Raw genomic sequence first — 25,845 nt, 5'->3', positions numbered from 1 at the left:
TTAGGAGAGCAACATGCGAGTTTCGGCTTCGGTCAAGAAAATGTGCCGCAACTGTAAGATCATCCGTCGCCATGGCGTCGTGCGCGTGATTTGCACCGACCCGCGACACAAGCAGCGTCAAGGCTGATTCGAGTAGAGGACCACCATGGCACGTATCGCTGGTATCAATATTCCGCCGCACAAGCACGCCGAAATCGGGCTGACGGCGATCTACGGTATCGGCCGCACGCGCGCGCGCCAGATTTGCGACGCCTGCGGCATCCCGTATTCGAAAAAGATCAAAGACCTGTCCGACGCCGAGCTCGAGAAGGTGCGCGAGCAGGTTAGCCAATTCACCATCGAAGGCGATCTGCGCCGCGAGGTGACGATGAACATCAAGCGCCTGATGGACATCGGCTGCTACCGTGGTTTTCGCCATCGCCGTGGGCTGCCGGTGCGCGGCCAGCGCACCAAGACCAATGCGCGCACGCGCAAGGGTCCGCGCAAGGCCGCTCAGCCGCTGAAGAAATAATCCGCCGCATAAAGGACAGTCATGGCCAAGTCTCCCTCTGCCAATGCCGCGGCGCGCGTGCGCAAGAAAGTCCGCAAAAACATCTCGGACGGCATCGCGCACGTGCACGCGTCGTTCAACAACACCATCATCACCATCACCGACCGTCAGGGCAACGCGCTGGCGTGGGCCTCTGCCGGGGGGCAGGGCTTCAAGGGCTCGCGCAAGTCCACACCGTTTGCGGCTCAGGTGGCCTCCGAAGCGGCCGGTCGCGCGGCGATGGAACAGGGCATCAAAAACCTTGACGTCGAGATCAAGGGTCCGGGTCCGGGTCGTGAATCGTCGGTGCGTGCGTTGGGTGCGCTGGGCATCAAGATCACGTCGATTTCCGACGTGACGCCGGTGCCGCACAACGGCTGCCGCCCGCCGAAGCGCCGCCGCATCTGAAGCGGTAGCGCACGGCAGCACCAAACGCGCCGTTTGCTTATAATCGAGAGCTTTTTCACTGGTCGCTCAGCATCGCGGGCGGCCACTCTTCTTGGACCACCGCCAGCGCGGGCAGGTGCGGTCAACCCCATACGAATCGCACAGTTGAGCTGACGTTTCGTTGCGGCGCCGCGCCCACCGGCTGGCTCCCGCGATGTCTCCCCGCTGGGGGGTCGGTCGCGGCAGCTTGGAAAGGACAACCAGTGGCACGTTACCTCGGCCCCAAGGCCAAACTCTCCCGCCGCGAAGGCACCGATCTGTTTCTGAAGAGCGCGCGCCGCTCCATCAGCGACAAGGCCAAATTCGACTCCAAGCCCGGTCAGCACGGGCGCACCTCGGGTTCGCGCACGTCCGACTTCGGTTTGCAGTTGCGCGAAAAGCAAAAGGTCAAGCGCATGTACGGTGTGCTGGAACGCCAGTTCCGCCGCTACTTTGCCGAGGCCGACCGTCGCCGTGGCAACACCGGCCAAAACCTGTTGTCGATCCTGGAGTCGCGTCTGGACAACGTGGTCTATCGCATGGGGTTTGCGTCCACCCGCGCCGAAGCCCGGCAGCTGGTCTCGCACAAAGGCATCAGCGTCAATGGGCAGACCGTCAACATCCCGTCCTACCTGGTCAAGCCGGGCGATGTGGTGGCGGTGCGCGAAAAGGCGCGCAATCAAGCCCGGGTCAAGGAAGCGCTGGAGCTGGCCAAGCAGATCGGTTTTCCCGGTTGGGTCGAGGTCGCTGCCGACAAGTGCGAAGGTGTGTTCAAGAAGGTGCCCGATCGCGATGAATTTGGCGCCGACATCAACGAATCGCTGATCGTCGAGTTGTACTCGCGTTGATTCCTTGGGTGTGCTCCCTGAAAAGAGCCCGGACGCCGTGATGCGGTGTCCGGGATTTTGTGCTCCATCGACCTGGATCGGCTCACGAGCCGAGGGTAGTGAAGGAAGTCCGAATGCTGAATAACCTGCTCAAACCCAAGACCATCCACGTCGAGCGCCTGTCGGCCCATCGGGCCGAGGTGACGCTCGAGCCCTTCGAGCGGGGCTACGGCCATACGCTGGGCAACGCCCTGCGGCGCGTGCTGCTGTCGTCGATGGTGGGGCACGCCCCGACCGAGGTGACGATCGCCGGCGTGGTGCACGAATTTTCCACCATCGAGGGCGTACAAGAGGATGTCGTGCACATCCTGCTCAATCTCAAGGGTGTGGTGTTCAAACTGCACAACCGCGACGAGGTGACGCTGAGCCTACGCAAGGAAGGCGAAGGCGTGGTGACGGCCGCCGACATTCAAACGCCACACGACGTCGAAATCCTCAACCCCGAGCACCCGATCGCCACGCTCGCGCCGGGCGCCAAGCTCGACATGCAAATCAAGGTCGAGAAGGGCCGCGGCTATGTGCCGGGCAATGTGCGCAAAGGGGACGATCACCGCAACAGCATCGGGCGCATCGTGCTCGACGCCTCTTTCTCGCCGATCAAGCGCGTCAGCTACTCGGTGGAAAACGCCCGCGTGGAGCAGCGTACCGACCTCGACAAGCTGGTGCTGGACATCGAGACCAATGGCGCCATCGGGCCGGAGGAGGCGGTGCGCGCCGCGGCCAAGATTTTGGTCGAGCAGTTGTCGGTGTTTGCCCAACTCGAAGGCGGTGCGGTGACCGAAGGCGCGGCGTCGAGCAAGGGCGGCGCGCAGGCGTTCGACCCGATCCTGCTGCGCCCGGTGGACGAGCTGGAGCTGACCGTGCGCTCGGCCAACTGCCTGAAGGCCGAAAATATCTACTACATCGGTGACCTCATTCAGCGCACCGAAAACGAGCTGCTCAAGACCCCGAACCTGGGTCGCAAGTCGCTCAACGAAATCAAGGAAGTGCTGGCTTCGCGCGGCTTGACGCTGGGCATGAAGCTGGAAAACTGGCCTCCGGCCGGGCTCGAGAAGCACTGATCGACCGTTTTTCCCTCCCCAGTGACCCCCGGCGGTACCTGATCCGGCCGCCGGTGACAAGATAGAAAGGACCATCCCATGCGTCACGGAAACGGATTGCGCAAACTCAACCGCACCAGCGCCCACCGGCAGGCCATGCTGCGCAACATGGCCAACTCGCTGCTCAAGCACGAGGCCATCAAAACCACGCTGCCCAAAGCGAAGGAGCTGCGGCGCGTCGTCGAGCCGCTGATCACCCTGGCCAAGAAGCCCTCGCTGGCCAACCGCCGCCTGGCCTTCGACCGTCTGCGCGACCGCGAGACGGTGGTCAAGCTGTTCAACGAACTAGGCCCGCGTTTTGCCAACCGGCCGGGCGGCTACACCCGCATCCTGAAGATGGGCTTCCGCGTCGGCGACAACGCCCCGATGGCCTATATGGAGCTGGTGGACCGTGCCGAGCCTGCCGCCGAAGCCACCGGCGCGGCAGAAGGCGCAGCCGAAAAGGCCGAATAATCGTGCTATAATTTCTATCTCTGACGCGCGGTGGAGCAGTCTGGTAGCTCGTTGGGCTCATAACCCAAAGGTCGGTGGTTCAAATCCATCCCGCGCAACCAAACCCGTAGCCGCTGCCACGGCGGCGACGTTCGAAACCCCTGGTGCTATGGGCACAGGGGTTTTTTTATGTCAGCGGCCGGATGCGACATCGCGCCACAGGTGCGACGGCGCCCGCGCTCCAGCGGTGGCATTCGTTCGCCGAGAGGCGGTTGCGCTGTGCAGGCATCACGCCGAGCGTGCTGGCCAGCCGTCGGCGCTGCGCACCTCGGCATCGTGCTCGCCCAAGCGCGGCGCGGGATGACGCAAGGCGCCGGGCGTCGCACTCAGCTTGGGCACGATACCGGGCACTTTCAACGGGCGGCCTTCGCGGTCGCGGCTGGGCACCACCATCTGCCGTGCCAGATACTGGGGATCGGTGGCGATGTCGGCGGCGGTGTAGATTTTCCCCACGGGCACGTCGGCGGCCTCCAGCGCCGCAATCACTTCGCTGACCGTGCGCTGTTGCGTCCACGCTTCGATGGCGGCGTCGAGCTCGGCGGCGCGGCGGGCACGGCCATCGTTGTGGGCCAATTCGGGGTCGTGGGCCAGATCGTCGCGGCCGATGGCGTGCATCAGACGGCGAAAAATACCGTCGCCGTTGCCGCCGATGAGCACGTAGTCGTCCTGTGCGCCGGCGCTGGGACGGCAGCGATACGCGTTGGAGGGCGCGATACCGGGCAAAGCGCTGCCAGCGCGCTCGCGCACCACGCCAAAGGCGTCGTATTCGGGCAGCAGGCTCTCCATCAGGTTGAAGACGCTCTCATACAGCGCCACATCCACCATTTGGCCCAGCCCGCCGCGCGCGTCGCGGTGATACAGCGCCAGCAGCACGCCGATGACGCCGTGCAGCGCCGCGATGGAGTCGCCAATGGACACGCCGGTGCGCACCGGCACCCGCCCGGGCTCGCCGGTGAGGTAGCGCAGGCCGCCCATGGCTTCACCCAGGATGCCAAAACCGGGCTTGTGCGCATAGGGGCCGGTTTGCCCAAAGCCGGACAGGCGCAGCATGATCAGGCGCGGATTGAGCGCGTGCAGCGCGTCCCAGCCCAGGCCCCAACCCTCCAATGTGCCGGGCTTGAAATTTTCGATCAGGACGTCGGCCTCGGCCGCCAAGCGGCGCACCAGTGCCTGGCCATCGGGCTGGCGTAGGTCGGCCACCACGGAGCGTTTGTTGCGCGACTGCACCTCCCACCACACCGAGGTGCCCTCGCGCAGCAGCCGCCACTTACGCAAGGGGTCGCCGGTGCCGGGCGGCTCGATCTTGATGACGTCGGCGCCGAAGTCGGCCAGCGTCTTGGCGGCGAAGGGTCCGGCGATCAGCTGACCGAGTTCGAGCACGCGGACACCCGTCAGTGGCCCAAGGAGGGCGTTGGTCGTACCGATCTTGGCGCCCGGTGGGGGCGGCGACGGTGGCGTGGTGGCGTTGCTCATTGGCAGACGGGGGGTGAGCGGGCTGCGCGGGGATGACGCCGATTGTACGGAGCCGCACGAAGGGGCCGGGGATGCACCTGTCACCGGCCGAGCGGCGCTGCCGTCAGGCCGGCAGCCAGCAACGCATCGAGACCCGAGGGCGACGCCGTGCGTTGCGTTGCGGCGGCTCACCGCACGGCACTCGGTAGCGCAAGGCCCCGCCGGTGCAACACACGCCCGACATGGTCGAGCAGCCCGTCGCAGGCGTCCTCCACCAAGTCGAGCACGTATTCGAACGCCGAGGCGCCTTCGTAGTAGGGGTCGGGTATGACCGGGCTGTCGTGGCGGCGGCAAAACTCGGCCAGCCGGCGCAGCTTGCGCCGATGCGCGGGCGGGCAGGCCGCCTCGGCCAGCGCCAGATTGTCCCAGTCCATGCCGAGCAGCAGATCCGCGCGCGCGAAGTCTTCGGGCGTGAGCTGGCGCGCGCGCAGATCGGACAGATCGTAGCCCCGCAGTCGCGCGTGATGCTGGGCGCGCGGGTCGGGTGCATGGCCGACGTGGTAGGCGTGGGTGCCGGCGGAGTCCACCGTCACCCAAGCGTGCCAGCCGCGCTGCTGCAGTCGGTGGCGCAGCACCGCATGGGCGGTGGGGCTGCGGCAGATATTGCCCATGCAGAACACGACGATGTGATAAGCCGGTGTCGGATGCATGGGCCGATTGTGCCGCGCCCCGCCTTCAGGCCGCGCCGAGCGCGGGGAACAACCGTACCAGGCCGCTGGCCATCACCTCGACGGCCAGCGCGGCCAAGATCAGGCCCATCAGGCGCGTCATCACGTTGATGCCGGTTTTGCCCAGCACGCGCGCAATGGGCTCGGCCAGGGTAAAGCACACCCAGGTGGCGGCAGCGACCACCAAACCGTAGCCAACCAGCGCGGCGTGTTGCCAAAAGGTTTGCGCCTGGTCGGCGTAAATGACGACCGTGGACATGGTCGCCGGGCCGGTCAGCAGCGGGATGGTCAACGGCACCACCGCGATCGAGGCGCGCCCGGCGGCGTCATCCACTTCGTCGCGCGTGGCCTTGGCCTCGGCGGGTTGGGCATTGAGCATCGACAGCGCCGATATCAACAGCAGCATGCCACCGCCCACTTGGAAGCTGGCCAGCGAGATGCCAAAAAAGTCCAGTATTTGCAGCCCAGCCACGGCCGAGACGGCGATGACGAGGAAGGCGGTGGTGGCCGAAATCAGCACCGTGCGGCGCCGCTGCGCACGGGAAAACCCCATCGTGTAGTGAATGAAGAACGGCACGATGGCCAGCGGATTGACGATGGCCAGCAGGGTGATGAGCGGCTTGAGGTTCATGCGCCGATGGTAGCGGTCCAGGCAGTTGGGCGCGATTCGTCAACCAGGGGTCGGGGGCACCTGGTGCTCACGCAACCAAGCGAGCAAATCGTCGGGGGTGAGCGCCCGCGCGTACAGCCACCCCTGCACGGCATCGCACTCGTGGCGACGTAAGAAGTCGCGCTGCGCCGCGGTCTCGACGCCCTCGGCGACGACGCTGAGCCCTAGGTCGTGCGCCATCGACAAGGTGGCGCGCACGATGGCGGCATCGTCGGGATCGTTGGGCACGCCGGCGACGAACGAGCGGTCGATCTTGAGCTGGGTGATGGGCAACCGCTTGAGGTAGCCCAGGCTGGAGTAGCCGGTGCCAAAGTCATCCAGAGTGAGGCGAACCCCCAGCGCGGTGAGCTGGTTCAGGGTGTCGATCAACTCGTCGTCGGTCTGCAGCAACAGGCCCTCGGTGACTTCCAGTTCCAGGCCGTGCGGGCCCGTTTCCGCGCCCAGCAGCGCCAGCGCCGCGCGCACGCGTTCGACGAAGCCGGGGCGGGTGAATTCGATCGGCGAGACATTGACGGCCAGCGTCAGGGCGGCAAAGCGCGCCCCCAGCGGGCCGGCGCGCCACGCCGCCAGCTGGGCACACGCGGTGCGCAGCACCCAGTCGCCCAGGCGGTCGATGAAGCCCGACTCCTCGGCCAGTGGTATGAATTCGGACGGCGGTATGGCGCCCAGCGCCGGGTGGTACCAGCGCACCAGCGCCTCCAGCCCGCGCAGCTCGGTGCCGCTGGCATCGAGCTGGGGCTGGTAGGCCAGCGACAGACCACCGTCCGCCGGGTCATCCAACGCCGCGCGCAGGGCATTTTCCAGGGCGAGCCGACGTGCCGCCTCGGCCTGCATGGAGGCATCGAAAAAGCACCACTGGTTGCGCCCCGCCTCCTTGGCGGCGTACATGGCCGCGTGCGCGTGGCGCAATAGCGCCTCGACGCTGCCGCCATCGTCGGGAAACAGCACCACGCCTTGGCTGGCGTTGAGGCGCAGCGGCTGTCCCTGGACCTCGATGGGTTGATCGAGCGCGGCGGCGAATTTACGGGCCACCAGGGTGGCGCCTTCGCGCCCGCGCACGCGCCGCAGCAAAGCGACGAACTCGTCGCCACCGAAGCGTGCCAGTGCGTCGCGCTCGCGCAGGGCCTGCTGCAAGCGTTGGGCGATGATGCGCAGTACCTCGTCGCCGCGTTCGTGGCCGAAGCCATCGTTGACGCGCTTGAAGCGGTCGAGGTCGAGCAGGATCACGGCAAACATTTCGCCGCGGTCGCGCGCCTGTGCCGCCTCGCCCTGCACCAGCTGTGTCCAGCGTGTGCGGTTGAGCAGTCCGGTGAGGGGGTCGTGGTGCGCCAGGTGCTCGAGCTCGGCCTGCTGGCGCACCAGTTCGGCGGTGCGTTCGCGCACCAGGGCTTCGATGCGTTGCCGCTGGCCGGCGCCCACCAGCAGCAGCGCCCCCAGCAGACCGACGGCCACGAACCCCGTCACTGCCAATGCGTGCAAGCGGCTGGGCGGCAAGGCGGCGCGCCAGAACGCGGGCTGCGGCCAGACGCGCAGCTCCCACTCGCGCTGCGCAAAGCGCAGTGGCCAGACGGTGCGCGCCCCGCTCGGCACCGTACCGCTGTGGGGCTCATCACAACCGGGCGGACCCGTCAGGCGGGCGTTGCCGGCCGGGGCGTGCCGATCGACCACGCACAGGGTCAGCCCGTCGGTCGGCAGACCTTCCCACGCGGTGCGACTGACGTCATCCATGCGAAAGGCCGACGAGGCCACACCCAGCAGATCATGCGGCGGCCGCGGCGCGCGCACGGCGTGATACACGACCACCCCGCGTTGTTCTCCCGTTTCCTTAACCAGACGAAACGGCTCGGTGGCCTGCGGGCGGCCGGTAGCGATGGCGCGCTCCACCGTCTGCCGCAGGGGTGCGTAGGACAGCACGTCCAGCCCCAGGGCGCTTCGATTGACGTCCAACGGAACCAGCCGCGTGATGACGATGTGCTGTGCCGCTGGCAGGGCCGGGAACGTTTGCCCCTGGGCATCGCGGCCCAAAATCGGCCAGCCCGGCTCGCAGCACTCGTACTGCGTGCGCTCGTCGGCTGGCACGCGCCAGTTGTAGGTGAAGTTCTGCGTGCCCGGGTAGCGCCGCAGCCACACGTCGGTGACCTGTTCGAAGTCGGGCTGGCTCATGCGCGGCTCACGCGCCATCACCTGCCCCAGCGCCTGTACCGCGTCGATTTGGGCGTCGAGACGGCGTTGCAGCGCGCGCGCCGCTTGCTCGCTGATTTGGTCGAGCCGCAACGCCATTTGCTGCTCCTGCGCGTCGATGGCCACGCGTACCGTCGCTGCCACCACCACCAGGCCCATCAGCAGGGGCAAGCCGACGCCAAAGCGGCGCGCGCGCCACGCCGCACGCGGCTCGCCCAACAGCAGCAGCGCCAGCGGCACCACCAACAGCGTTCCCAGCGCGTCGCCCAACCACCAGCCCAGCCATTCGTCGGCGGCGGCATCAACGGCGATGACGCCGCGCGCAACCAGCACCGGCACCGACAGGCTGGAGTTGAGCATCGACGACAGCGGCAGCACGCCAAACAGCAGGCGTGCGACGGGTCCGGGGGTGTCCAATGCATTCGGGTAACCGACCCAGCGGCGTACCGCCCAGGCGGTGGCGGTGGCCATCAGGGTCGCAGTCGCCGCGGTCAGTACCACTCCAACGTCCCACCACGGGTGGCCAATCATGTGGTGATAGACCGCGTTGAACACCAACGCCCCCAGGAACACCCCAGCGCACGCCGTCCGCCCCTGGGTCAGCGCTGCCGCAGCGGCTACACCTGCGGGAAAAAAGACGATCAGCGCGAAGTCCTGCGGACTGCGCAGCGACACCGACAGCGCACCGGTCGCGACGTAAGTCACAGCGGTGGCCGCCACCACCAGGGCGGCGCGCCACAGCGGAACGGGGGCAACTGCGGTCATCTCGGTCGAGGTGGCAAGGTGGCTGAACTGTAGCATTCGCCTGGACCAAGACAAAGAGCGGCATCCGACGGCGCGCGGGGAGAGGGATCACGCGAGGAGCGCCAGATCGCATCGGGCGCGGTGGCGCCCGGTGCGCTCAGCGGTATGGGTTGTCGTGTGCCGTCAAGCCGCATCCGGCCGCCAGACGCCCGGCGCGCGCAGGGATAGGGGGCTTGGGGATGGCGTGCGGTGCGGCCACGGCGCGGTTGGGGTTGGGGTTTTCCCTGGTGCGATGCCCCAAGGCTGGCGTGGACGCCTCACTGTCCGTACACTGTGGAGCGTGACCGGACGGCCCCTGCAGGGGCGCTCGGCGCGCTGGTGATCCCAGTGCGCGCCGGGTGGGGCGTGGGTGGCAGGCCCGCCGCCCGGTGTTCGTGGCTTACCGGCCACTGTTGACCCAAAAGGAGACCCTGCCATGACCGCTCCTCTGCCGGAGTCCGTGCAGCGTGTGCTGCAAACCCTCTCGCTCGACGATAAATACACGCTGGAGCGTGGCCGCGCGTTCATGAGCGGCATCCATGCCCTGGTGCGGCTGCCCATGCTGCAGCAGCAGCGCGACCGGCTGGCTGGCAAGCGCACCGCCGGCTTCATCAGCGGCTATCGGGGCTCGCCGCTGGGCGGCTATGACCAGGCGCTGTGGAAAGCGCGCCAACACCTGCAGGCGCACGACATCGTCTTCCAGCCCGGCGTCAACGAGGAGCTGGCCGCCACCGCCGTTTGGGGCACGCAGCAACTGGGGTTTGCGCCACCCGGCACGGTGCAGTATGACGGCGTCTTCGGTTTGTGGTACGGCAAGGGGCCGGGGGTGGACCGCTGTGCCGACGTCTTCAAGCACGCCAATCTGGCCGGCACCACCCCGTGGGGCGGGGTGATCGCGGTGGCCGGCGACGATCACGTGGCCAAGAGCTCCACCGCCGCCCATCAAAGCGACCATATCTTCAAGGCCTGCGGGCTGCCGGTGTTCTTCCCGGCCAGCGTGCAAGAGATTTTGGACCTGGGCGTGCACGCTTGGGCCATGAGCCGCTATGCCGGCGTGTGGACGGGCATGAAGACGATCCAGGAGATCGTCGAGTCCAGCGCCACGGTCGAGATCGACCCCGAGCGGGTGCGCATCGTGGTGCCCGAGGATTTCGAGATGCCGCCGGGTGGCGTGCACATCCGCTGGCCCGACGCGCCGCTGGAGCAAGAAACGCGCTTGATGGACTTCAAGTGGTACGCCGCCCTGGCCTATGTGCGCGCCAACCGGCTCAACCACAATGTCATCGAGGGGCCCAACGACCGCTATGGCATCATCGCCAGCGGCAAGGCCTACAACGACCTGCGCCAGGCACTGCATGATTTGGGGCTGGATGACGAGACCTGCCGCCAGCTCGGCATCCGGGTGCACAAAGTGGCGGTCGTGTGGCCGCTGGAGGCGCAGATCACGCGCGCCTTTGCCACTGGGCTGCGCGAGATTTTGGTGGTGGAGGAAAAGCGCCAGGTCATCGAATACCAGCTCAAGGAAGAGCTGTACAACTGGCGTGCGGACGTGCGCCCGGATGTGCTGGGCAAGTTCGATGAAATCGAGGGCGACCACAGTGGCGGCGAGTGGTCCATGCCCAACCCCAGCGGCAACACCCTGCTGCGTGCCAACGCCGACTTGACGCCGGCCATCATCGCGCGCGCGCTGGCGCGGCGCTTGAGCAAACGCGGCCTGCTGCCGCAGGGCAGCGACGTCGCAGCGCGCGTGCAAGCGCAGCTGGCGCTGATCGAGGCGCGCGAGCGCGCGCTGCAGACGCTGCAGGTGCGCACCCAAGACGCGCAGCGCCTGCCCTGGTTTTGCTCCGGTTGCCCGCACAACACCTCCACCCGGGTGCCAGAGGGCTCGCGCGCTATGGCCGGCATTGGCTGCCACTACATGGCGATCTGGATGAACCGCAACACCGTGGCCTTCACCCAGATGGGGGGCGAGGGCGTGCCATGGGTCGGGCAGCAGCCGTTCACGAACGAGCGGCACATCTTCGCCAACCTGGGCGACGGCACCTACTTCCACAGCGGGCTGCTGGCCATCCGCCAGGCCATCGCGGCCGGCGTCAACATCACCTACAAGATCCTCTACAACGACGCCGTGGCGATGACCGGCGGCCAGCCGGTCGGCGAGCGGCCGGAAGGGCACTCGGTGCTGCAAATCGTGCACAGCCTGCGCGCCGAAGGGGTGCGCAAGCTCTTCATCGTCACCGACGAGCCGGCCAAGTACGCCCACGCCCAGCACACCACCCTGGGCGGCGTGACGCTGACCCTGCCCGCCGACGTGCCGGTGCTGCACCGCGATGAACTGGACCGCGTGCAGCGCGAGTGCCGCGACACCGAGGGCGTGACCGCCATCATTTACGACCAGACCTGCGCCACCGAGAAGCGCCGCCGCCGCAAGCGCGGGCAGATGGCCGAGCCCGATCGGCGCGTGGTCATCAACGAGCGGATCTGCGAGGGCTGTGGCGACTGCAGCGTGCAGAGCAACTGCCTCAGCGTCGAGCCGCTGGAGACCCCGCTGGGACGCAAGCGCACCATCAATCAGAGCACGTGCAACAAAGATTTTTCTTGCGTCAAGGGCTTTTGTCCCAGTTTCGTCAGCGTGGTGGGCGGCACGCTGCGCAAGCCAGGGCGGGACGCGGCCCTGCCTGATCTGACCAGTCTGCCGCCGCTGCCCGAGCCGACCTTGCCGACGCTGCACGCCGGCGCCGGTGCCTGGGGCATCGTGGTGGCGGGGGTGGGCGGCACGGGCGTCATCACCATCGGCCAGTTGCTCGGCGTGGCCGCGCACATCGAGGGCAAGGGCATCGTCACCCAGGACGCCGCCGGGCTGGCGCAAAAGGGCGGCGCGGCCTGGAGCCATGTGCTCATCGGTGCGCGCCAAGACGACATCCTGACCACGCGCGTGGGCACCGCCGCCGCCGATCTGATCCTGGCCTGCGACCCGATCGTCGGTGCCAGCGCCGAGACGCTGGCGCGTGTGGCGCCCGGTCGCACCCACGTGGCGCTCAATGCCGATGCGACCCCCACCGCGGCCTTCGTGCTGGACCGCAACTGGGAAAACCCGGCGCAGCGTTGCGTGGCGGCGATCGCCGAGGCCGCGGGCGCCGAGGCGGTGGGGGCGTTCGATGCCGAGGCACTGGCGCTGCGCCTGCTGGGCGACACCCTCTACGTCAACCCGATGGTGCTGGGTTACGCCTGGCAAAAAGGCTGGATTCCGCTGCATCGGGCCTCGATCGAGCGCGCCATCGAGCTCAACGGCGTGGCGGTGGCGGCGAACAAGGCGGCGTTCGAGTGGGGGCGGCGCGCCGCGCACGACCCAGCCGCGCTGCAGCGCCTGCTGCAGCCGGCGCAGGTGGTGACCCTGCACCGCCAGCCGACGCTGGAGAGCGTGATCCGCACCTGGAGCGAGCATCTGCGCGGCTACCAAGATGCTGCCTATGCCGAGCGCTACGAGGCGCGCGTGCGCCGCGTGCAACAGGCCGAGGCCGCGCTGGGCACCGGCAGCACCGCGCTGGCGCAGGCGGTGGCGCACAACCTGGGTGCTTTGATGGCCTACAAGGACGAGTACGAGGTGGCGCGCCTGTACACCGATGGCGCTTTCTTGCAACGCCTGCGCGCGCAGTTCGAGGGTGAGGTGAGGCTGCGTTTTCATTTGGCGCCACCGTTGCTGGCCAAGCGCAATGAGCGCGGCGAGCTGGTCAAGCGCGAGTACGGACCGTGGGTGTTGGGGGTGTTTCGGGTGCTGGCCCGCCTGAAGGGCCTGCGTGGCACCCCGTTCGATCTCTTCGGATATACCGAGGAGCGCCGCACCGAGCGCGCCCTCATCCGCGACTACGAGGCGGCCATCGACGAGCTGCTGCGCGACCTGCGCGCCGAGCGGCTGCCGCTGGCGCTGGAGATAGCGCGCTGGCCGCAGCGGGTGCGCGGCTTCGGCCACGTGAAGGCGCGCAACCTGGCGGCGGCGCGCCCGCTGTGGGACGAGTTGTTGCGCCGGTGGCGCGCCGGTGAGTGCACGGTCCAGCCTGCGTCCGCAGCGCGCGCCGCCTGAGGCGGGCGCTGCACACCCGTCGTGCATTGGGGCTGGCGGTGCTTGTCGTGGCGGTGACAGGCACCGCCGGCGCGCCCATGCCGCCCGCGTACACTGCCCGCCTCTCGGAGTAGGCGATGAGGTGGCCATGAGCGGCAGCGCGGGGCAGACGGCGGCAGGTGGTGGCGTGGGCAGCGGCGTGGCCTGGGCGCTGGGCGCCGGGGCCTTGTGGGGCCTGGTCTTCGTGGTGCCGCTGATGCTGCCCGAGTACCCGGCGCTGCTGCAGTCGGTCGGGCGCTACCTGGCGTTTGGGCTGCTGTGCCTGCCGCTGGCGTGGTGGGATCGCACCGAGCTGCGCGCACTCGCACGCGCCGACTGGTGGCACGCGTGCAAGCTGGCTTTCGTCGGCAACCTGCTGTATTACCTGCTGCTGGCCAGCTCCATCCAGCGCACCGGCGGGCCGCTGTCCACCGTCATCATCGGCACGTTGCCGGTGGTGATCGCGCTGGTGGCCAACCGGCGCGACGCCGCGCGCGATGGGCGTCTGCCCTGGGCGCGCATGGCCCCGGCGCTGGCGTCGATCGGGCTGGGTATCGCGCTGGTCAATCACAGCGAGTGGCAGGCTCTGCGCGCCGACCCGGCGCGCGATCCCGGGGCCTACCTATGGGGAGCGCTGTTGGCCGTGGGGGCGGTGGCGTGCTGGACCTGGTACCCATTGCGCAACGCCGACTGGTTGCGTGCCCACCCACAGCGCAGTGCGCGCGCCTGGTCCACCGCGCAGGGGCTGGCCACGCTGCCGCAAGCGGCCCTGGGGTATGCGCTGGCACTGGCGCTGCTGGCGCGTCAGGACGGTGCGTTTGCGCTGCCCCTCGGTCCGCGGCCCGGCCTCTTTGTGGCCGCGATGGTTGCCGTCGGGCTGTTGGCCTCATGGCTGGGGACGCTGTGCTGGAATGCGGCGAGCCAGCGCTTGCCCAGTGCGGTGGCCGGTCAGTTGATCGTCTTCGAGACCTTGGCGGCGTTGTTATATACGTATATATGGCGCGGCCAAGGGCCGGAGCCGGTGGCCGCGCTGGGCATCGCCGCCTTGGTCGCTGGGGTGTGGTGGGGCGTGCGCGTGCGCCCACAACCGCTGGTGGCCCAGGCGCATCCCGACTGAGCCGCCACTGGCGGTCGGTTGCCCCCGCACGCCGCGCGCAGGTGGGTAAAATGCCCGTTTGCCGTCTCCGCTGCAGCACCGTGCCCGTTGGGGGACGAGGGCCGGCGGTTCGTTGTCCTGCATTCACACGCCAGAGGAATCGACGTGTTCATCTCTCCTGCTTACGCCCAAGCCGCTGCTGGCGCCGATGCGCCTTCCACGCTGATGAGCCTGCTGCCGCTGGTGCTCATGTTCGTGGTGCTGTATTTCGTGATGATTCGGCCCCAGATGAAGCGGCAAAAAGAGCACAAGGCGATGATCGACGCGCTGGCCAAGGGCGACGAAGTCGTCACCGCCGGCGGCTTGTTGGGCAAGGTCTCGCGCCTGGGGGACACGTATATCGGCGTCGAGCTGACCGACGGGGTCGAAGTCCAACTGCAGCGCACCGCCGTGGTGCAAGTGCTGCCCAAGGGTACGCTGAAGTCGGCGTCCTGAGCGTCATGCCGGGCGCGGTCCGGCGTCGTGCGGCCTGTCGCGCCGCAAAAGGCCCTCTCTGATGAATCGCTACCCCTGGTGGAAATACGCGACCCTGGTGGTCGTGCTCGTCATTGCCGCGCTGTACACGCTGCCCAATTTTTTTGGCGAGGCGCCTGCGGTGCAGGTATCGTCGGCACGTGCCGGGCAGCGCCTGGATGAGGGTGTGGTGGCGCGCGTGCAGCAGGCGCTGGCGGCGGCCGGCCTGCACCCCGAGGGCGTGCAGTTCGACGGCCAGACGCTGAAGGTGCGCTTCGATCAAACCGACGCGCAGATTCGGGCGCGCGATGTGATCGAGCGCGCGCTCAACCCCGACCCCGCGCAGCCGGCGCACGTGGTGGCGCTGAATCTGCTGCCGCGCACGCCGGCGTGGCTGCAGGCGCTGCATGCGCAGCCGATGTATCTCGGGCTGGATTTGCGCGGCGGCGTGCACTTTTTGCTGCAGGTGGACATGGCCGCCGCCGTGGACAAACGCCTGCAAGCCCTGGTGGGCGATGTGCGCACCGTACTGCGCGACCGCGGCGTTCGCCACGGTGGCGTGCGCCGCGAGGGCGACGCGGTGCTGGTGCGCGTGCGTGACGCCGCTGCCGCCGCCGCGGTGGTCGATGCGGTGGCGCGCGAATTTCCGGACCTGGTTGCCAGCGAGCGCGGCGAGGGCGCCGAAACCGTCGTGGCGCTGACCCTGCGGCCCGAGGCCGTGCGCCGCATTCAGGAGCAGGCACTCAAGCAAAACATCCTCACCTTGCACAACCGCATCAACGAGCTGGGCGTGGCCGAGCCGGTGATTCAGCAGCAGGGGCTCGATCGCGTCGTGGTGCAGCTGCCGGGTGTGCAAGATACCGCCAAGGCCAAAGATATCTTGGGCCGCACGGCCACGCTCGAAATCCGCATGGTGGACGAAAGCCCCGAAGGCTTGGCGGCGGAGCGCGACGCCGGCCCGGTGCCGTTGGGCTCGGAGCGCTATCTGGATCGCAACGGCCGCGCGGTGATCGTCAAGCGCGAGGTCATCCTCACCGGGGAAAACCTCACCGATGCGCAGGCCGGCTTCGACAGTCAGACGCAGGAGCCGGTGGTCAATCTGACGCTGGACGCCAAGGGGGCGCGCATTTTCCGCGACGTCACGCGCGACAACGTGGGCAAACGGATGGCGATTTTGCTGTTCGAGCGCGGGCGCGGCGAGGTGGTGACGGCACCGGTGATCCGCAGCGAAATCGGTGGCGGGCGGGTGCAAATCTCCGGCCGTATGACGACGCAGGAGGCCAACGACACCGCGTTGCTGCTGCGCGCCGGCTCGTTGGCGGCACCGATGGAAATCGTCGAGGAGCGCACCATCGGCCCCAGCCTGGGCGCGGACAACATCCGCATGGGCTTCAACAGCGTGGTGTGGGGCTTCGTGGTGGTGGTGGCCTTCATGTGCGTGTACTACCGGCTGTTTGGCCTCATCTCCAGCGTGGCGCTGGCGGTCAACCTGATGCTGCTGGTGGCAGTGCTGTCGATGTTGCAAGCGACGCTGACGCTGCCCGGTATCGCGGCGATGGCGCTGACGCTGGGCATGGCGATCGACGCCAACGTGCTGATCAACGAGCGTGTGCGCGAGGAGCTGCGCAACGGCTCGGCGCCGCAGACCGCCATTCACAAGGGCTACGAGATGGCTTGGGGTACGATCGTCGACTCCAACCTGACATCGCTGCTTGCCGGTCTGGCGTTGCTGACTTTCGGGTCCGGGCCGGTGCGCGGGTTCGCGGTGGTGCACTGCATCGGCATCCTCACCAGCATGTTCTCGGCGGTGTTTTTCTCGCGTGCGCTGGTCAATCTGTGGTATGGGCGGCAGCGTAAGTTGCGCTGGGTCTCGATTGGGTTGCCGGCGCCACGCGCCGACGGCCAGGCGCGTTGAGCCAGCGCCAAGGGGGTTGCATGGAGCTGTTTCCGGTCCGCAAGGACATCCCGTTTACGCGCCACATGCTGGTGCTGAACCTGCTGTCGGCAGTGACCTTCGTGGTGGCGGTGTTTTTTCTCGTCACGCGCGGGCTCAACCTCTCGGTGGAGTTCACCGGTGGCACCGTCATCGAGGTGTCGTATCCGCAGCCGGCCGACCTGGGTGAGGTGCGTGCGGTGCTGTCCGATCTCGGCTACACCGACGTGCCGGTGCAGCATTTCGGCAGCGCCCGCGAGGTGATGATGCGCCTGCCGCTGCGCGAAGGCATCAGCTCTGGGCAGCAGTCGGAGCAGGTGCTGGCGGCACTGCGTGCGCGCCAGCCCCAGGTGCAGCTGCGCCGCACCGAGTTCGTCGGGCCCCAAGTGGGGCGCGAGCTGGTGGACAACGGATTGCTGGCGCTGGCCTTCGTCATCGGCGGCATCATGCTGTACTTGGCGGTGCGCTTCGAGTGGAAGTACGCGCTGGCCGCCATCGTCGCCAACCTGCACGATGTCGTCATCATCCTGGGCTTCTTCGCTTTCTTTCAGTGGGAGTTTTCGCTGGCGGTTCTGGCGGCGGTGCTGGCGGTGCTGGGCTACTCGGTCAACGAGTCGGTCGTCATCTTCGACCGCATCCGCGAAACCTTCCGCCGCCAGCGCAAGATGACGGTGCGCCAGGTCATCGACCACGCGATCACCTCGACCATGAGCCGCACCATCATCACCCACGGCTCCACCGAAGCGATGGTGCTGTCGATGTTGTTCTTCGGCGGCCCGACGCTGCACTATTTCGCCCTGGCCCTGACCATCGGCATTCTGTTCGGCATTTATTCGTCGGTGTTCGTCGCCGCTGGCGTGGCGATGTGGCTGGGCATCAAGCGCGAGGACTTGGTCAAGCCGGTGAAAAAGGCTGCCGACGGCGGCGATGACCCGAACGCCGGTGCGGTGGTGTGATGACTGACAAGCCCAGCCAGGCGCGCGCTTCGCTGGCAGTGTAGCGTTCTGGCACCGTTGATCCCAAACGGCTGGGCCCTGGCGGAAGTTCAGGCTCGCCCCAGCCGCTGCCACCAACCGCCCGGCAGGCGCTGCAGGTGTCCGTCGAGCTCCAGCGTCAGCAAATGGGCTTGCAGGCGCGCCGTGTCCCAGCCGCAGCGCGCCTGCAGCACGTCCAGCGGCGTCGGGTCGTAGCCCAGCGCCGCCAATATCGGGTCGTCGGTGGGTGTCGGCACGGCTGGCGTCTCATCAGTGGCAGTGACCGTGCGCGTGTGCCCGTCTGTGCCGAGCGGCACCGGCGCGCCCCAAAGCGCGTGCAGCTCCTCGGTGATGTGCGCCACCGTCTCGACCAGTTTGGCCCCTTGGCGAATCAGCGCGTGGCAGCCGCGTGCCAGCGGCGAGTGGATCGAGCCCGGAATGGCAAACACCTCACGCCCCAAGTGGGCGGCCAGTTCGGCGGTGATGAGGGAGCCGGAACCCAAGGCCGCTTCCACCACCAGCGTTCCGTGCGCCAGGGCGGCAATCAGCCGGTTGCGGCGCGGAAAATGCGCCGGCAAGGGCGGCGTGCCCAGCGGCAGTTCGCTGACCACGCAGCCGTGCGCGGCAATGGCCTGGGCCAAGGCGCGGTGCCGCGCCGGATAGACGCGATCGACCCCGGTGCCGACCACGGCCACCGTGGGGCCGCCGGCGGCCAGCGCCCCGCGGTGTGCGGCGGCGTCGATACCGGCGGCCAAGCCGGAGATCACGCAGACCCCCTCGGCGGCCAGGGCACGGGCGAAGGACTCGGCGTTGTCCGCCCCTTGCGGGGTCGGGTTGCGGCTGCCGACGATGGCCAGGCGTCGCGCTGCGGCCGCAGCGCGCACGTCACCCACCGCATACAACAGGGGCGGGGCGTCGGGCAGGTCGAGCAGGGCGCGAGGGTAGTCGGGGTCGGCCAGCGTCAGCAGGTGGTGGGTATCGTCGGCCAACCAGGTGCGCAGCCGCGTGCGCTGCGCGTCCCAGTCGGTGGGGGTGCGGAGCAAGCGCGCGGCCACCGTTTCGCCCACCACGCGCGCGAGGGCGGCAGGGCGCTGGGCGAAGATGGCGGCCGGCCCGCCGAAGGCGCGCAGCAGCTGGTGCGCTGTGGCGGGGCCGACGCCCTCGGTGGCCAGCAGACGCAGCCAGTCCTCCCAATCATCGGGGCCGTGAGCCATGACGAGCCCTCTGCATCAGGGATTGACGAACGGGTCGCCGACGCGCACCGCGTCGTTGATCTGCAGCACCAGCGCGTAGGACACGCGCTCGAAGGTGCGAAAGACCATCATCACACCATTGCGCTCGGCGGGTAGCTGCAGTTCGGGCCGTTCGCCATCGGTGCGATCGGCGATGCGGCCCCCACCCTTGAGCAGGGCCAGCACATGCCCGGGTTCCAGCCCATCGACGGCGCCGCGGTTGAGCACCACCACCTGGTTCTGGCCCGCGATGTGCACCGCCTCGCCGTGAATCTTGACGATTTGCCCCTTCAGCGGGGTGGCCGGGGCATGCGGTACGTAGCGGCGGCTTTCCTCGGCGCGCAGGGGCAGCAGCCGGTCGCCGATGCGAATTTCCTCGCGCGCTTGCACGATGTCGATGGTGGCCGGCACCACGGTGTGCGCGGCGGTGTCGTCGCCGGCGACGTTCTCGCCACGCACCAACACGGCGCGGCCCACCGCGTGCGCCTCGTAGCCCAGCAGTTCGCCGGTGTCTGGGTCGCGCAGCGGTTGCGCGTTGCGGTAGATCGCCAGGGTCTTGGTCCGTCCGCGTTCGACCTCGAGCGCGTCACCGCTGAGTGCCGCCACCGACCCATATTGTCCGCGTGCGTAGGCACGGTCGCCGCGCGCCAGCAGCACGCGGCTGTCGGGTGCGGCCACGATGCGTGGCGCTCGTTCGTGTTGCTGCGCATCGACGATGGCGACGTCGGTGAGAAAGGGCTCAATCGCCCCAGGCGGCAGCGCGGGGATTTCGACAGCCAACGGTTCGCTGCGCACCCGCGGCGACAGTTTGACCGTCGGCAACTCGCCCTCGGCCAACTGGAGGATGGCGCGATCACCGACGCGCGTGAGCACCAGCACTTGGCCGGGATAGATCAAGTGGGGATTGCGAATCTGCTGCAGGTTCATGCCCCACAGTTCGGGCCAGCGCCACGGGCGCTTCAGATACACCCCGGCGATGGCCCAAAGAGTGTCGCCGCGCTTGACGGTGTAGCGTTCGGGTGCGTTGGGGGCGAGCTCGCTGAGCGGGACACCGGCTTGGGCCACTTGCTCGGCAGTGCTGCGTTGCTGGGGGGTGATCGGGTAATTGGGGAACGCCGCCGCCCCCAATGCGACGAGTGCCGCCACGCCCACCGCGCCCCAGCGCGCCCATCTGCTGGGGAGGGCATTGCGGCCGGCCGCAGCCATGTTGCGGACCGACGGCGGGCGATGGCGCTGGCGTGTCGTACTCATGGATCGTTTCCCTCCCTGGTGATTGTGCAGGGTGTCCCTACTTCTGGCAATGCCAAGCAACCGAGTGCGCTGGCGATGGCGCGCAAAAGTGGCGAAAATACCGACATTCTATGAAGAACCCAGTCGAGCCTTACCCCATTCTGCGCTACCCCGACCCACGGCTGCACAAGGTGGCCAAGCCAGTGGCAGTGGTGGATGCGCGTGTGCGCGCAATCGTCGAGCGCATGTTCGCCACCATGTATGCCGCCAACGGCATCGGGCTGGCCGCGACTCAAGTCGATATCCACGAGCGTATCGTCGTCATCGACGTCAGTGAGACGCGCGACCAGCCGCTGGTGCTCATCAACCCCGTCATCGAATGGGCCAGCGAGGAGAAGCGGCGGGGCGACGAGGGCTGCCTGTCGGTGCCCGGCATTTACGACGGCGTGGAGCGCTCGGTGGCCGTGCGCGTGCGCGCGCTCGACGAGCATGGCCAGGAGCGCACGCTGCAGGCCGAGGGTTTGCTGGCGGTGTGCATTCAGCACGAAATGGACCACCTGATCGGCAAGGTGTTCGTCGAATACCTCTCCCCGCTGAAGCGTGAGCGCATCAAGATGAAGCTGCTCAAAGCCGAACGTGAAACCGCGCGCGAGCGTCGCGCCCAGCGTGGCGCCGCGCAGCGCAGCGAGGCGGAGGTGCGGCTTTGAGTGCCGCTAGCCGCGCACCCACGATTCCAACCCCCGAGCCCAGCGTCAACGCGCCGTGTGCGGGTGCGGCAGCGCTGCGCGTGGCCTTTGCCGGCACGCCGGTGTTTGCGGCGCGTGCGCTGCAGGCGATCGGTGACGCCGGCTTCACGGTGGTGCTGGTGCTCACCCAGCCCGATCGGCCAGCGGGGCGGGGCTTGCAGCCGCAGCCCTCACCGGTCAAGCAGCTGGCGCAGCGGTGCGGCTGGGCGCTGCAGCAGCCTCGCGGGCTGCGGCTCGATGGGCGCTGGGCGGAGGATGCCGCGGTGGCACAGGCGGCGCTGCAGGCGGCGCGGCCCGATGTGCTGGTGGTGGCGGCCTACGGGTTGTTGCTGCCGCGCTGGGTGCTCGAGCTGCCCCGGCTGGGGTGCCTGAATATCCATGCGTCCTTGTTGCCGCGCTGGCGCGGGGCGGCGCCCATTCAACGCGCCATCGAAGCCGGTGACGCCTGTACCGGCATCACGCTGATGCAGATGGACGAAGGGCTGGATACCGGCGACATTGTCGCGGCCGAGGCGTTGCGCATCGGTGCGCAGGAGACGGCGGGTGCACTGCACGACCGCCTGGCCGCCTTGGGTGCCCAGATGGTGGTGCGCACGCTGTGCGCTGCCGCCCAGGGGCAGGCGTGGTCGCGTCAGCCGCAGCCGGCCGAAGGCGCGACCTACGCCCACAAGATCGATAAAGCCGAGGCGATCATCGACTGGACACAACCCGCCGCCGTGCTGGCGCGGCGTGTGCGTGCCTTCGATCCGGTGCCAGGGACCGTCACCACGCTGGAGGCGGCGCCGCTGAAGGTGTGGGCGGCGTACGCCGAGGCCGAGACCGGCGCTGCCGAGGCGGGGCCGGGCACCGTATTGACGGCCGACGAACGGGGCATTCGGGTGCAAACCGGCGACGGTGTGCTGGTGCTGACCGAAGTGCAGCGCGCCGGCGGCCGCCGCTTGCCGGTGGCTGCCTTTTTGCGCGGGATGGCGCTCACGCCGGGCACGCGCTTGGGCCAGGCGGCATGACGGGCGCGACAGCGGCGCGCGCCCCGTTTTGGCGCGCCTCTTTTTTCGACCCCGCGCTGTGGCGCCTGTCGGCCTTTTGGCAGGGCGCGCGCGAACTGGCGGGTGTGGCCACCGGCATTGGTGCCTGGGGCCTGATGACCGGGGTGGCCATGGTGCAGGGTGGGCTCAGTCCGCTGGAGGCCGTGCTGATGACGCTGCTGGTGTACGCGGGCAGCGCCCAGCTGACGGCGGTGCCGCTGATCGTCGGCGGCGCCCCGCTGTGGGTGGTGTTGGCCGCCGCCTTTTGCGTCAATCTGCGCTTCGTCGTCTTTTCGCTGCATTTGCGGCCCTATCTGCGCCATCTGCCGCGTCCACAGCGCCTGTTGACCGGCTATCTGACCGGTGACCTGAGCTACGTTTTTTTCGCCCGCCGCTACCCGCATCCGGGACGCAGCGACGCCGAGCGGCGTGAGCAAGAGGCCTACTTGGCTGGCAGCTGCGGTATCAACTACGCATTTTGGATGGGGGCCAGCTTGCTGGGTATAGCGCTGGCGAATGTGATTCCGCCGGCCTGGGGGCTGGGCTTTGCCGGGACGCTGGCCCTGCTGGGGGTGGCGTGTTCGCTGGCAACCTCGCGCCTGCGGGTGCTGTCGGCCGTGGTGTCGGCGTTGGCGGCCGTGGCAGCGTGGGCGCTGCCGCTGCGCCTGAACATCGTGGTGGCGATCGCGGCGGCGGTGGCGGTGTGCCTGGTGGTGGACGCCACGGCCGGGGCGTGGCGGGCGCGGAGATCCGCATGACGGAACTCGATCCGTGGCGACTGTTGGTGTTTGTTGCACTGGGCGTGGTGACCGTGATCACGCGGGGCTTTTTCTTTTTGTCCGAGCGCGCGTGGCAGCTGCCGCGCTGGGCCGAGCGCGGGTTGCACTATGCCCCCATCGCAGCGCTGTCGGCGGTGGTGGCGCCGGAGCTGTTGTTGCAGCACGGGCAGTTGATCACCACCTGGCAAGATGCGCGGCTGTTGGCCGCCGGCGCGGGGGCCGCCTGGTTTTTCTGGCGCGGTGGGGTGTTGGGCACCATCGTCACGGGGATGGCGGTGTATCTGCCCCTGCATCTGGGATGGGGGTGGTGAAGGGGCGGCGCTGCGCCGCCATGGCCAGCGCGGCGCGCAACTGCGCCAGCTGAACCGGCTTGGCGAGGAAGCCATCCATGCCCGCCTCGCGGGTGCGCTGCACGGCGTCGTCGACGACGTCGGCGGTCAGCGCGACGATGGGCACGCGCGCACGTGCATCGGGCAGGGCGCGAATGCGGCGCGTGGCCTCCAAGCCGTCCAGCTGCGGCATGTGCACATCCATCAAAATGACGTCGAAGTCATGCGTGGCGGCGTGCTGCAGTGCTGCCTGTCCGTCTTCGGCGAACACCACTTCGTGGCTGAGGCGCTGCAGCATCAGTCCGACCACCCGGCGGTTGACCGGGTGGTCTTCGGCCACCAAGACACGCAAGCGCGGCATCGCCGCGTCGCTGTCCTGCGCCGGCGGGGGAGCGGAGGGTTGGTCGGACTTGCTGCTGGCGTCGGCCGCATCGTCGCAGCGCATCGTCATCCAGGTGGCGATGAAGGTGGAGCCGACGCCGGGCGCGCTCTGCACGGTGATGTCGCCCTCCATCAGACGCGCGAGCGTGCGCGCAATGTCCAACCCCAGGCCGCTGCCGCCGTAGCGACGGCGTATCGAGGCGTCGGCCTGCTGGAAACGCTGGAACAGCCGTGCCTGCGTGGCGGCGTCGATGCCGATGCCGGTGTCGCTGACCCGCAGGCGCCAGCGCACCCGCTCGCCGTCGAGCGGCTCAGCGTCCAGCCGAACCTCGATGCCACCGTGTTCGGTGAACTTGATGGCGTTGCCGATCAGGTTGATCAGGATTTGCCGCACGCGGGTGGCGTCGGCCAGCACGCAGCGCACACCGCCGTCGTCGATCTGCAGCGTCAGGCGCAGCCCTTTGGCCAGCGCCTGCGGCTCGAACCAACGCTGCACATCGCGCACCAGCTGGGGCAGATCGACCGCTGCCGGTTGAATCCGAAGCTGGCCGGCATCCAGCGCCGACAGATCCAAGATGTCGTTGAGCAGGTTCAGCAGATGCTCGGCGGACGCGCGCGCCGTCTGCAAGCGGTCACGTTGTTCGGGGTCCAGCGCACCGTCGGCCAGCAGGTCGAGCATGCCGAGCACGCCATTGAGCGGGGTGCGCAGTTCGTGGCTCATGTTGGCCAAAAATTGGCTCTTGGCGCGGCTGGCAGCCTCGGTGGCGTCGCGTGCCTGCGCCAACGCGGCGTTGAGCGCATGCAGTTGCGCCTGTTCGCGTTGTTGGCGACGCTGGCGCCACCACAGCGCCGCGGCGGCCGCCAGCAGCAGCGTCACGTGCGCCGCCATCAAGCCGATGACGTAGGCGCGCAGCCGCCGCACCTCGGCGAGCTTGGCATCGACGAGCGCCGCCACCCGGTTGTTGGCGCTGAGCGTGAGTGCTTGCACGTCGGGGCCGAGCGCCGTCATCTCGTCCAACCAGGTTCGCAGGCCGGCGCGTTGACGCCGCGCCACCACCTCGTCGGCCCGCGCCTGCAAGGCTTGCAAGCGCGGTATCAGCTGCACATAGTCGGGGTCCAACTGCAGCGGGCGCATGGTGGGGTTGTCGTGCAGCAGTGCCAACCGACCGGCGTAGATATCCAGCCGCAGGGCCAGGGCGTTCCAGTCGGTGTGGCCGGCACCCCTGAGCTCGGCTGGCAGCTGTTCGCGCAAACGCAAAAATTCGCGCTCGTGCTGAAACACCAGCGCCGTGATGGAGTCGCTTTGCTGCAGTTGGGCGGCTTCTTCGGCCGAACGCGATTGGTCAATGAAGGCCGCCAACAACGCGGCCAAACCAAGCGCCAACAAGGCCGTCGTGAGGGCGACGGCGAGCAGGAAGCGGCGACCCTCGGCACTGGCGGCGCGCACGGACTGCGCCGGTCCGGGTGCGGGCGAACTCATTCGACGTCGATCGATTTGAGCTGCCAGATCGAGCGTTCGTAGTAACGCTTGTCTTTCAGAGCAGGATCGCTATCGAAAGGATAGACGATGAACAACGGACCCTTGTCGCGCACCGACATCGGCGCGCCATTTTTGCGTGTGGCGATGATGACGTCAAAGCGCTGTGCATCCTCGATCGGGATGACGACGCGGTAGTCGTTGAGCGCCGTGGCGCGCAGTTGGCGGCCTTGGGCGCGCACGGCTGCCAGCAGGTCGCGCAGGCGCGGACCGCTGAACGTCACGGGTCGATCGTCCCAAGGGGTTTCGGTGGTGAAGCGGTGCTGAGGCAGGCCCTCCAGCATCGGCAGATCGAACACCGCCTGCGCGCCCCGGTTGCGCACGTCGATCTGGCCAGTGACCGTCAGCACGACGGGCCCCTTGGGGACGGGCAGGGGGGTCTGTGCGGTTGCCGTCGAGGCACCGAGTGCGCCGAGGAGCGCCATTGGGTAGTGTGCTGACTTGTGTGCAAAATCGCCTGGGGTAGTAAGCGGGCGGGTGGTCATGGTAAGAGGTTGATTGCGAGATCGACCTTGAACCCTGAAGGAGGGCAAACCATGACCACGAGCAAGCATAAGACGAAGTTGTCGGCAGTGGAAGCCGTTGCGGGGGACCCGTGTAGAAGCAAGATAGTAATGTCCGCTTCCGGCAAAGTAGAAATGTCCGCTTGTTGGTCTGGAAGCGGAGGGCTGGGTGGACAAGCGCATCGAGATGAGCGAGCGGGAGATCGAGCGGCTCAAGGTG

23 protein-coding genes and 1 tRNA gene are annotated in these 25,845 nt (G+C 68.1%); 16 read left to right on the top strand and 8 right to left on the bottom strand.

Annotated features, from left to right (window positions below; translation table 11 throughout):
- Positions 1–13 precede the first annotated feature (13 nt).
- From rpmJ to Tchar_RS09820, 7 genes are all read left to right on the top strand, one after another.
- Positions 14–127 carry a 50S ribosomal protein L36 gene (gene rpmJ / locus Tchar_RS09850; protein WP_072242940.1) on the top strand — a complete coding sequence of 38 codons (114 nt, stop codon included), beginning with the start codon at positions 14–16 and terminating at the stop codon, positions 125–127.
- 18 nt (positions 128–145) lie between these two features.
- Positions 146–511 (top strand): 30S ribosomal protein S13, encoded by a 366-nt coding sequence (rpsM, locus tag Tchar_RS09845; protein ID WP_144328862.1) that lies wholly within the window; start codon positions 146–148, stop codon positions 509–511.
- A gap of 21 nt (positions 512–532) precedes the next feature.
- Positions 533–937 (top strand): 30S ribosomal protein S11, encoded by a 405-nt coding sequence (gene rpsK, locus Tchar_RS09840; RefSeq protein WP_144328861.1) that lies wholly within the window; start codon positions 533–535, stop codon positions 935–937.
- Between the two features lie 242 nt (positions 938–1,179).
- Positions 1,180–1,803, top strand: coding sequence for a 30S ribosomal protein S4 (gene rpsD, locus Tchar_RS09835; RefSeq protein ID WP_144328860.1), 624 nt, complete (start codon positions 1,180–1,182; stop codon positions 1,801–1,803).
- A gap of 113 nt (positions 1,804–1,916) precedes the next feature.
- Positions 1,917–2,903, top strand: a complete 987-nt coding sequence (locus Tchar_RS09830) for a DNA-directed RNA polymerase subunit alpha (RefSeq protein WP_144328859.1) — start codon at positions 1,917–1,919, stop codon at positions 2,901–2,903.
- A gap of 78 nt (positions 2,904–2,981) precedes the next feature.
- Entirely contained in the window at positions 2,982–3,395 is a 414-nt protein-coding gene (gene rplQ / locus Tchar_RS09825) for a 50S ribosomal protein L17 (protein WP_144328858.1), read from the top strand.
- 24 nt (positions 3,396–3,419) lie between these two features.
- Positions 3,420–3,496, top strand: a tRNA-Met gene (locus Tchar_RS09820).
- A gap of 166 nt (positions 3,497–3,662) precedes the next feature.
- Here Tchar_RS09820 and Tchar_RS09815 read toward each other — a convergent pair.
- The 4 genes from Tchar_RS09815 to Tchar_RS09800 form a co-directional block, all read right to left on the bottom strand.
- Entirely contained in the window at positions 3,663–4,907 is a 1,245-nt protein-coding gene (locus tag Tchar_RS09815; protein WP_144328857.1) for a CaiB/BaiF CoA transferase family protein, read from the bottom strand.
- A gap of 167 nt (positions 4,908–5,074) precedes the next feature.
- The gene (locus Tchar_RS09810) at positions 5,075–5,596 is read right to left on the bottom strand and encodes a low molecular weight protein-tyrosine-phosphatase (RefSeq protein WP_144328856.1); all 522 of its coding nucleotides are present in this window, start codon (positions 5,594–5,596) and stop codon (positions 5,075–5,077) included.
- Positions 5,597–5,621: 25 nt separating this feature from the next.
- Positions 5,622–6,245: a MarC family protein gene (locus tag Tchar_RS09805; protein WP_144328855.1), complete on the bottom strand. Its 624-nt coding sequence runs from the start codon at positions 6,243–6,245 to the stop codon at positions 5,622–5,624.
- Positions 6,246–6,284: 39 nt separating this feature from the next.
- Positions 6,285–9,230 carry a bifunctional diguanylate cyclase/phosphodiesterase gene (locus Tchar_RS09800; protein WP_161595497.1) on the bottom strand — a complete coding sequence of 982 codons (2,946 nt, stop codon included), beginning with the start codon at positions 9,228–9,230 and terminating at the stop codon, positions 6,285–6,287.
- A 454-nt stretch (positions 9,231–9,684) separates the two neighbouring features.
- Between Tchar_RS09800 and Tchar_RS09795 the strand changes: the two genes are divergently transcribed.
- The 5 genes from Tchar_RS09795 (at position 9,685) to secF (ending at position 17,845) form a co-directional block, all read left to right on the top strand.
- Positions 9,685–13,329, top strand: coding sequence for an indolepyruvate ferredoxin oxidoreductase family protein (locus tag Tchar_RS09795; RefSeq protein ID WP_144328853.1), 3,645 nt, complete (start codon positions 9,685–9,687; stop codon positions 13,327–13,329).
- Positions 13,330–13,456: 127 nt separating this feature from the next.
- The gene (locus Tchar_RS09790) at positions 13,457–14,464 is read left to right on the top strand and encodes a DMT family transporter (protein ID WP_408033552.1); all 1,008 of its coding nucleotides are present in this window, start codon (positions 13,457–13,459) and stop codon (positions 14,462–14,464) included.
- Positions 14,465–14,608: 144 nt separating this feature from the next.
- The gene (yajC, locus tag Tchar_RS09785) at positions 14,609–14,938 is read left to right on the top strand and encodes a preprotein translocase subunit YajC (protein ID WP_144328852.1); all 330 of its coding nucleotides are present in this window, start codon (positions 14,609–14,611) and stop codon (positions 14,936–14,938) included.
- A gap of 61 nt (positions 14,939–14,999) precedes the next feature.
- Positions 15,000–16,871, top strand: a complete 1,872-nt coding sequence (gene secD / locus Tchar_RS09780; protein ID WP_144328851.1) for a protein translocase subunit SecD — start codon at positions 15,000–15,002, stop codon at positions 16,869–16,871.
- A 20-nt stretch (positions 16,872–16,891) separates the two neighbouring features.
- A complete protein-coding gene (secF, locus tag Tchar_RS09775) occupies positions 16,892–17,845 on the top strand; it encodes a protein translocase subunit SecF (RefSeq protein ID WP_144328850.1) in 954 nt (317 codons plus the stop codon).
- 89 nt (positions 17,846–17,934) lie between these two features.
- On the opposite strand, the gene dprA is transcribed toward secF, so the two are convergent.
- Both dprA and Tchar_RS09765 read right to left on the bottom strand, forming a co-directional pair.
- A complete protein-coding gene (dprA, locus tag Tchar_RS09770; RefSeq protein ID WP_144328849.1) occupies positions 17,935–19,077 on the bottom strand; it encodes a DNA-processing protein DprA in 1,143 nt (380 codons plus the stop codon).
- Positions 19,078–19,092: 15 nt separating this feature from the next.
- Entirely contained in the window at positions 19,093–20,301 is a 1,209-nt protein-coding gene (locus Tchar_RS09765) for a LysM peptidoglycan-binding domain-containing protein (protein WP_144328876.1), read from the bottom strand.
- 155 nt (positions 20,302–20,456) lie between these two features.
- On the opposite strand from Tchar_RS09765, the gene def reads away from it, so the two are divergent.
- The 4 genes from def (at position 20,457) to Tchar_RS09745 (ending at position 23,186) form a co-directional block, all read left to right on the top strand.
- Positions 20,457–21,032, top strand: a complete 576-nt coding sequence (def, locus tag Tchar_RS09760; RefSeq protein WP_144328848.1) for a peptide deformylase — start codon at positions 20,457–20,459, stop codon at positions 21,030–21,032.
- A 74-nt stretch (positions 21,033–21,106) separates the two neighbouring features.
- The gene (gene fmt / locus Tchar_RS09755) at positions 21,107–22,078 is read left to right on the top strand and encodes a methionyl-tRNA formyltransferase (protein WP_144328875.1); all 972 of its coding nucleotides are present in this window, start codon (positions 21,107–21,109) and stop codon (positions 22,076–22,078) included.
- Positions 22,075–22,854 (top strand): AzlC family ABC transporter permease, encoded by a 780-nt coding sequence (locus Tchar_RS09750; protein WP_144328847.1) that lies wholly within the window; start codon positions 22,075–22,077, stop codon positions 22,852–22,854. Before fmt ends, Tchar_RS09750 begins: the two co-directional genes overlap by 4 nt.
- Entirely contained in the window at positions 22,851–23,186 is a 336-nt protein-coding gene (locus tag Tchar_RS09745) for an AzlD domain-containing protein (RefSeq protein WP_144328846.1), read from the top strand. The genes Tchar_RS09750 and Tchar_RS09745 overlap by 4 nt, the downstream gene beginning before the upstream one ends.
- On the opposite strand, the gene Tchar_RS09740 is transcribed toward Tchar_RS09745, so the two are convergent.
- Positions 23,137–25,065, bottom strand: a complete 1,929-nt coding sequence (locus Tchar_RS09740) for an ATP-binding protein (protein ID WP_144328845.1) — start codon at positions 25,063–25,065, stop codon at positions 23,137–23,139. The genes Tchar_RS09745 and Tchar_RS09740 overlap by 50 nt on opposite strands.
- On the bottom strand, positions 25,062–25,845 hold a 784-nt coding region (locus tag Tchar_RS14050), incomplete at its 5' end, for a molybdopterin-dependent oxidoreductase (RefSeq protein WP_236640416.1). The genes Tchar_RS09740 and Tchar_RS14050, both read right to left, overlap by 4 nt.

Source organism: Tepidimonas charontis (genome assembly GCF_007556685.1).
Classification (GTDB): Bacteria; Pseudomonadota; Gammaproteobacteria; order Burkholderiales; family Burkholderiaceae_C; genus Tepidimonas; species Tepidimonas charontis.
This window is presented reverse-complemented; position numbering and strand designations above follow the sequence as displayed.